The sequence below is a fragment of the Anaerolineales bacterium genome (assembly GCA_022866145.1).
Taxonomy (GTDB): Bacteria; Chloroflexota; Anaerolineae; order Anaerolineales; family E44-bin32; genus PFL42.
Window position 1 is genome coordinate 1 of the sequence record JALHUE010000128.1, and the last position, 7,420, is coordinate 7,420.

General features: G+C 65.8%; 4 protein-coding genes. 2 read left to right on the top strand and 2 right to left on the bottom strand.

From position 1 onward, the window contains the following. Positions 1–83 precede the first annotated feature (83 nt). Both MUO23_03930 and MUO23_03935 read right to left on the bottom strand, forming a co-directional pair. Positions 84–1,556, bottom strand: a complete 1,473-nt coding sequence (locus MUO23_03930; GenBank protein MCJ7512100.1) for an ATP-binding protein — start codon at positions 1,554–1,556, stop codon at positions 84–86. A gap of 2 nt (positions 1,557–1,558) precedes the next feature. Then, a complete protein-coding gene (locus tag MUO23_03935) occupies positions 1,559–2,251 on the bottom strand; it encodes a response regulator transcription factor (GenBank protein ID MCJ7512101.1) in 693 nt (230 codons plus the stop codon). Between the two features lie 1,168 nt (positions 2,252–3,419). Here MUO23_03935 and MUO23_03940 point away from each other — a divergent pair. After that, complete coding sequence (locus MUO23_03940; GenBank protein ID MCJ7512102.1) at positions 3,420–4,493, top strand: Ig-like domain-containing protein; 1,074 nt, start codon at positions 3,420–3,422, stop codon at positions 4,491–4,493. Positions 4,494–4,504: 11 nt separating this feature from the next. Beyond that, positions 4,505–6,613 (top strand): LysM peptidoglycan-binding domain-containing protein, encoded by a 2,109-nt coding sequence (locus tag MUO23_03945; protein MCJ7512103.1) that lies wholly within the window; start codon positions 4,505–4,507, stop codon positions 6,611–6,613. Positions 6,614–7,420: the final 807 nt, after the last annotated feature.

Genomic DNA, 7,420 nt, shown 5'->3' on the forward strand with positions numbered 1-7,420 from the left:
CATCGGAATTTGCTTCATGGGAACCTCCTGAAGAGCGGGCTATCTCACCCTATCCCCGCACCCGTTCAGGAGGGTGTCAGTACTCAGTCCGTTGCGTGGCAATCTCCGCCCACAGGCAGGAAGAATCGCAAGATCGTCCCGTCGCCGGGGGGGCACTCGGCGGTAATCCGGCCTCCCTGGGCCAGGATCAAAGCCTTGGCGATGGCCAACCCCAATCCCGCTCCCCCGCTCTGACGATTGCGGGAGGCATCGGCCCGGTAAAAGCGCTCAAAGACGAGCGGCAGGTGCTCTTCAGAGATGCCCGGGCCGCGGTCGTGTACGGCGCATTCGCACTCGTCCCCCTGCCGGTGAATCTCGACCGTCACGGTCGAGCCCTCCGGGCTGTAGCGCAGGGCGTTGTCGAGCAGGTTGTCCAACACCTGGGACAACCGGTCTCTGTCGCCGAGGACGCAAGACGCCGCGGTCTCCTCGACTCTCACCGAGAGAACCGCCTTGCGCCCGGCGGCCATAGCGGCAAGATGCGCGCAGCGGGCACGTGCCAAGTCGGCCAGGTCGAGCGGCTGGAGCCTCATCTGCAGCGTTCCGGCATCGGCGCGCATCAGCACCAGCAGGTCATTGACCAGACGGATGAGGCGCTCGGTCTCGCGCTGCATGGATGCCAGCAGAGGCCCTCGCCCGGCGAGGTCATTCAGGGCGCCATCCTCCAGGGTTTCGATCGTGCCCTTGATGACCGTTAGCGGGGTGCGCAGCTCGTGGGTGACATCGGCTACGAAGGCGTTCTTGGCCTGATCCGAATGCCGCAGGTTCTCGGTCATCCGATTGAACGCCTGCCCGAGGCCGTTCAGCTCGCGCAGGCCGGCCTGCGCCGGGACGTGCTGACTCAGATCGCCGGTGCTGACCGCCGCCGCGGCGCGGGCGACCTCTTCGACCGGGCGGGCGATCCTCCTCGCCAGCAGCGACCCGGCTATGCCGGCCAGCACAACCGCCACCAGCGCGGCTGCAGCCAGGCTCAGCAGCAGGCTGGCAGGCAAACCGGAGGCGGGCAACGGCATCGCCAGGTAGACCAGGGCGGACACCGTGGTGCCTCCGTCCCGAATCGGCGCGGCGGCATACAGCACGCGCCGGCCTTGCGCCGTAGCGACACGCCGGATGGCGGTGGCGGGATGGCCCTGCAGCGCCTGGGCGATCTCGGGCCGCTGCAGCAGTTCCTCCGGCGTTGTGAACGGGGCATTCTCGGCAAGCGGGACCTGCACCGGATCCCCGGCCTGCGTCGCCGACAGCCCCACGATCACCGCGCCCTGGTCCCCGAGCAGGCGAGTGTGGATGCCGGGCAGGACATTCGCCGTTTGTGAGTACGGTTCGCCGGATGCGATGGGGAGCTCTTGGCCCTGAAGGGCGGCAGCCGTCAATTGCGCTTGGGCCAGCAGATTCTCGCGCTGAGTGTTGACGTACAGGGCTTCCACCGCCCGCCAGGAGAGCAGCGCCGCCAGCCCCATACCCAGGAGAAGGACCGCCAGGTGATTGGCGAACAGCCGGGTGCGCAGGGAAGCAGGCATTTTCAGGCGACGAGGCGGTAGCCGACGCCGCGCACGGTTTCGATGCAGTCGGCCTCGCTGGAGGCGGCTCGCAGCTTGGCGCGCAAGCGTTTGATGGCGCTGTCGACGGTGCGAGTGTCGCCGGCGAAATCGTAGCCCCAGGCCTGCTCCAGCAGGCGCTCGCGGGTCAGTACGCGGCCCGGATTGCTGAGGAACAGCGAGAGCAAGTCAAACTCCAGGCGGGTGAGTGACAGGCTGGACCCTGCCACGGTCGCCTCATGGCTCTCAGGATCCAGCCTCAGGTCCCCCTTGCCGCGCAAGATGCTGGTCGAGGCAGACGTGTTCTCGTCAGGCTGGCTGCGGCGAAGGACGGCTTTGATGCGCGCCAGCACCTCCCGCACGCTGAAGGGCTTGCAGATGTAGTCATCCGCACCGAGCTCCAGTCCGACGACGCGGTCGGTTTCCTCGCCCAGGGCGGTGATCATGATCACCGGCACATTACTGGTCTTGCGCAGTTCTCGACAGACGTCCAGCCCATCCACCTCGGGAAGCATCAGGTCCAGCAGGATCAGGTCAGGGTTCGCCTGGCGCGCCAGCTGCAGCGCCTGACGCCCGTCGGCGGCGATCAGCACCTCATAATTGGCGGCGCGCAGGTTGTAGGCAAGCAGATCGGTGACGGCGGGTTCGTCGTCGACGACGAGGATGCGGGCAACCATGCTCCATAGGATAGCCCGATTCTGTGGCAGGATGGTGTCAGGATTCCGACCCCAGACGGAGAGCTGAATGCCGACCGAGCTGGGTGTAGAGCGGACAATTGCGGCCTGCCCGGCGTTTGTCTCCCGCGGCAAAGCTGCCGGGGTCGGCCGAAGGCAAAGGGGGGATGACTGTGCCGAGCCCTTGTGCAACGGTGTCCGCAGGCCTGGAGGTTCCCAACGAGCGTGGACTGTCGCCCGGGCCATGCTGCGCAAGCCAGGCACTGAGGAAGTGGCGCCCCGGACGGGGCTAGGCTCGTGCATGGCCCCTCTCAGGTGCTGATGGATCGGTTGAGAGGGGCCCGGATTCTCGCAGGCCTGCGCGATCAGCCCAGCAAGGCGATCGGTGAAGGCGCTTCGCCCATGAATGCTGCCGGCCGAACTGTTCTCGCTGCCGACGCGTTCTCCGCATGTCAGCCTCCCCGGCTGGCATAGGCCCCAGGGCGCCACCCGGCTCCCATCCTTCTCTGGGGCCTGGTCGAACTGGCGGCCACCATGCAAGGGCAGCCGAGCGGCCAGTCGGCATGGCCAACGGCCGAGAGGCGCGGCCATCGCCCTTCCCTCGACATCCAAGCCACGTAGGCTATGGGTCGCAGCCCTGGCTCAGCCCATCTTCCCCTCGTCGTCGGCCTTGTGCCTCCGCGTTCTCGCCTTCAGGCGCCATCCCGACCGCTCTCTCGATCCGATCTTGCTTCCAACGGAAAGCGGCCTATGATCAAGACGGGAGCGAGTCTGACCGAAGGCCTGGTGGAGTTCGCCCATGTATCTGACAAGCCTTGCCGCAGATTCCCGTTGGTCATTGTCCGCCTCTAGTCGCTCGTATCTCCTTGGCGCTTCACTCTCCGTGTCTAGTCACATGCAGTGGGGGTAGATCGTTCAAGGCAACGGAAGTTGGGTGCAGAGAGGCCCGGTGCAGATCCTGGCGGATGCCGAACTGACGGAACGCGCTCAGAACGGAGATGCGGACGCCTTCGCCAACCTCTCTAGACGCCCGCATCAGCCTCCGCTGACCCGCATTGGCTGCAGGATTGAAGACCGGCAGCCGGGAGAAGAAGTCGGTAACGAGGCCTGAGGCTTCCATCTGAAGCCCATCGACGGCGACGCGACGTGTGCGCCCGGAAGGAGGTCCATCGTGAGCCGTCCATCTCCGACGAATCTCAGCTTTGCGTTGTTCACGTGCCTCGTGGTGACCCTAGCGGCATGTGCTCCGGCCGCGACGGGGCCTCGAGTGTGGATCGACGTGCCGACAACCGGGGCGCGGATTGATCCCGGCCAGGAGTTGCGCATCCGCTCGCACGCCTATGCCCCCGGGGGCGTCGCCGAAGTTCTGCTCAGTGTCAACGGCGAACCCTACAGCCGCGAGCCTGTTGCCGCGGTCGGCGAGGCCTTCAGCCATGCTGCGCAGACCTGGACTGCGGACCAGCCGGGGGAGTATTCCCTCCGAGTGGTCGCGTATGACGTTGCCGGCGCCGCCAGCGCCCCCGCCGTGGTTTGGGTCACGGTGGGGTCGCCGTTGGCGCCCGCTCTGCTTGCGCCGTCGACACCGAGCCAACCGATCGTGACAGAGGGGCCGACGGCCGCACCGGCCACACCGACGAGCACACCATCGCCGCCCGTCACCGCCAAGTTGTGGGTGGACCAGGCGGAGTTGACGGCCGGCGAGTGCACCACCCTGCACTGGGATACCGCCTTCGCCACGCAGGTGTTCCTCGGGACGACGGCCGTGGATGCAATGGGGGCGATGCAGATCTGCCCGCAGGACTCCACGGCGTACCGACTGAGGGCGTCAGGTCCCTCGGGCGAGATCGAGCGGACCGTCGGCCTCGCGGTCACAGCTCCTCAGGACACAGAGGGACCGTCGCTGAGTGGCTTGTCCAACTCGCCGGCTTCGATCTGGGACGGTTCGGGCTGCGGCGCTACAACGGCGACAGTCACTGTGACGGCCACGGACGCCTCCGGCGTTGCGAAGGTCGAGCTGCACTACCGCGTCGTGAAGGGTTCAGAGCAAGGGGAGTGGCGCGTCCGATCGATGTCCCCGGCCGGAGGCAACACTTACTCGGCCACCCTTGGACCGGCAGAGCTCGGTGCAAGCTTGGCGCTCTACGGCGGCGGCACGGTCGAATACCGGGTGCGCGCGAGCGATAGCCAGGGGAATTCGGCGCAATCTGGCAAGTCAACCTTCTCTGCACAAGTCTGCTTTGGATGACGGAGGCCGGCATGAAAACCAGGCGGTCTCGTGCCTTCACCTGCTGCTTGATCCCTCTCCTTATCGGTGTTGGGCTGGTGGCATTGGCTCTTGTCGGGCTCTTCCTGGCGAGGATCTTTCTCTGGATGCCGAACCGATCCCCAGACGTGCTCATGCGTTCACCCCTGCACGGCGATCAGGTCTCTCTCCAGCAGGGTGCGTTGGTGCAGGCCATAGCCCGCGATCGGCAAGGGATACTCCGCATTGAGCTGTGGGTCGATGGCGAGCTCTTGACAGCGGCCAATTCGCAAGTGAGCGGAGGTAGCACTCCGTTCCCCCTCTCGGAGCTGTGGCATCCGACAAGCCTTGGCAAGCACACGTTGACTATTCGTGCCTTTGACCAGGACCTGAAGGCTGGCCAGGCGACCGTCGTCGTCGAGGTTGTGGACAAGCCCACAGCCCTTCCGCCCGAGACGTACGAGGTGCAGGAAGGGGACACACTGGCTGACATCGCCAGCCGCTATGGCCTGCCACCGGAAGATCTGGCTCAGGCGAACGCGGGACTGGCGGATCCGCTGTCTCCGGGGGCGACGATCAGCCTGCCGCCCCCACCGGAGGATGGCGAGGGGCCGCCTCCGGCGGAAGCCGCGCCTCCCGACCTGCTGCCCGGCGAGTCCCCGCCGGAACCTCTCGAGGCCTGGCGGCCCTCGCTCGAGGACCTGGCCCTGCGTTCAATCGGGAGGATTCCGCGCGGGCGGCTCATCGAGCTGGAGGCGCTCTCCCTGGAAGTGGACAAGGCCTACGACGGAGTCTACTGCTACCTTTCCCTCGACGGGTCGGCGTTCGAGCGCGTCCCCGCCGGGGGTTATCTGGAGGACCTGGGTGACCAGCGATGGGGCATCGAAGATTGGATGGCGGGGGACCGGAGGCGGGTGGTGCATATTGCCGAAGGAACCTCATCGTTCGCCCTGGCCGCCAACTGCCTTGGGTTGCGTGGCACCCCGTACGGCGGCGAGCTGTTCGATCTCGGCGCCATCACCGTTCGGCACTCGGAAGGCGCGTGGGACGGCAGCCCGATCGAGGCGAGGGGGGTGGGAGAAGACGGCTGGTTCCGCGTGGGCTATCGCATCCATCCCCCTTCCTACTCCGAACCCCCGGCCGTCAGGCCGCTCACGGGGGAAGAAGAGCCGGAGCCCCCGTACATGCCGCAGCCGATCCTGTACAAAGAATGCGGTCGGCTTTGGGCGGGGCCGGCCGTCAGCATTGATGATGGGCGCGTCCTGCCCCCCAGCTGGTTAGTCACCTGCAACTTGGGGATCGACTACACCGGCGCGGCCGAGGGGTTCTTGCTTCTGCGAGACGGCGCAATCGTGCGAGATATCCCCACCGGCCGGGGTGAGGTCGGTATCACCCTGAGGGGCTGGCAACCCTACGGTCCATTGGCGACGGCCATCCAACCCGACGGATCGGTGAGCGCCATCTGGCCGGATACCGGCGATCTGCCCTCGCCGGGCGAGACGTACGAATTCCAGGTCATTGCCTACGTTGGTGACCCGGTGCGTGATCCGCCGGCCGGCTGGCGATCGCCGCCGAGCAATGTCGTCGAGATCGGGTCCGACATCTGGGCCGAGGGGCGCAATGTGCGCCTCACGCTCTTTGAGCTCGATACGGGCTGCCTAACCGCCGATCTGTTCGTGGGGGGAGGATTGGACACCACCGGCGCGGGAGGAGTGAGGCCGGTCGATGGACAGGGGCATCCGATCCGGGACGGATGCGACGCCGACATCGACGAGTGGGGACTGACGACCGGTGGGGTGGACGCCAATGGAAGGCGCATCTTCAGCGTGAACCACTACATCCATAGCTGGCGCCGGTACGTGCTCGAGCGGAGCTTCCACTTCTACAACCCCTCCATCGAGCTATACCTGGGTCCGACGGACTCCCTGACGATCTCGATGAGGCTGTGGGAGGATGACGTCTGGAGCGCCGCCGAAGCGATCTGCCACGGGGAGGTTGTGTACAGCCCTGCCGACCTGGAAGCCATTGAGGACGGTCCTGGGGAACGCCTGGTGCTGGGACAAGGCTTTGCCAGCCACTATGGAGACTGCTACCTGACGTACAGAATCACCGTACTTCCCTAGAAGCCTCGCACGACGGAGGACGTCCGGAGAATCGTCTGCCTGGACTGTGGCCTTCGAGCGCGACCCAACGTACACGGGTCACAGGATAGCCATGATCGCCTGACCCCGCGGGTGGAAGGTGCGGACGAACCCGCCCCTCGGCCTAGCGCTGTCCGACGGAACGAATGCCTATCGCTATGGAAACGGCCGGTTGGCAGAGGAACGGACTCGCTGGAACTGTCCGTACCTTCCTGTGCCGGCCTGGCGCAACGGGAGGGTAGCGCACGTTGCTCTTGACCAGCCGAGGCGCCGCCTTGGCGTCCGCAGCCGCCTCCCTACTATCGTTGGGAGGGGCTTCGTGAGGGCGTGTTTGCACCGAGTGAACTAGTCTCTGGCGAGTCTGTCCACAACGCTGAATATGTGAAGCTTGCCTTGAATCCAGGCGGCGGCTCAGGTGGCACGTGCTCCGGTGAGTCCGGCGGGCCCGATCTGCTCGGTGGAATCAACACGGTGTTGGCAGTGAATTCCTATCTCACGAACGTCAATTGCTCGGGGGTGGGCTACTTCAGCCAGGGTTGATATCCCCGTAGTGCCTGACTGGATCGAGGGGTTCCTGGACTGAGCCCTCGACCCTTGCCCCGGGGATGCACTCTGCGCCCGCCTTATCCAGGCGGGCTTCGCTTTGCCAGTCGGTGCTTGGTGCTGGGTTGAATCAAGCCAGGTATGATATCGGCGTGCGGGTCTGAGATGGAGGAGCACTCGTGTGCAGCAGGCATTTCCACGTGTTGCTGGTCATCCTGGCTGTTGGCATGTCAACCATCGCCTGCC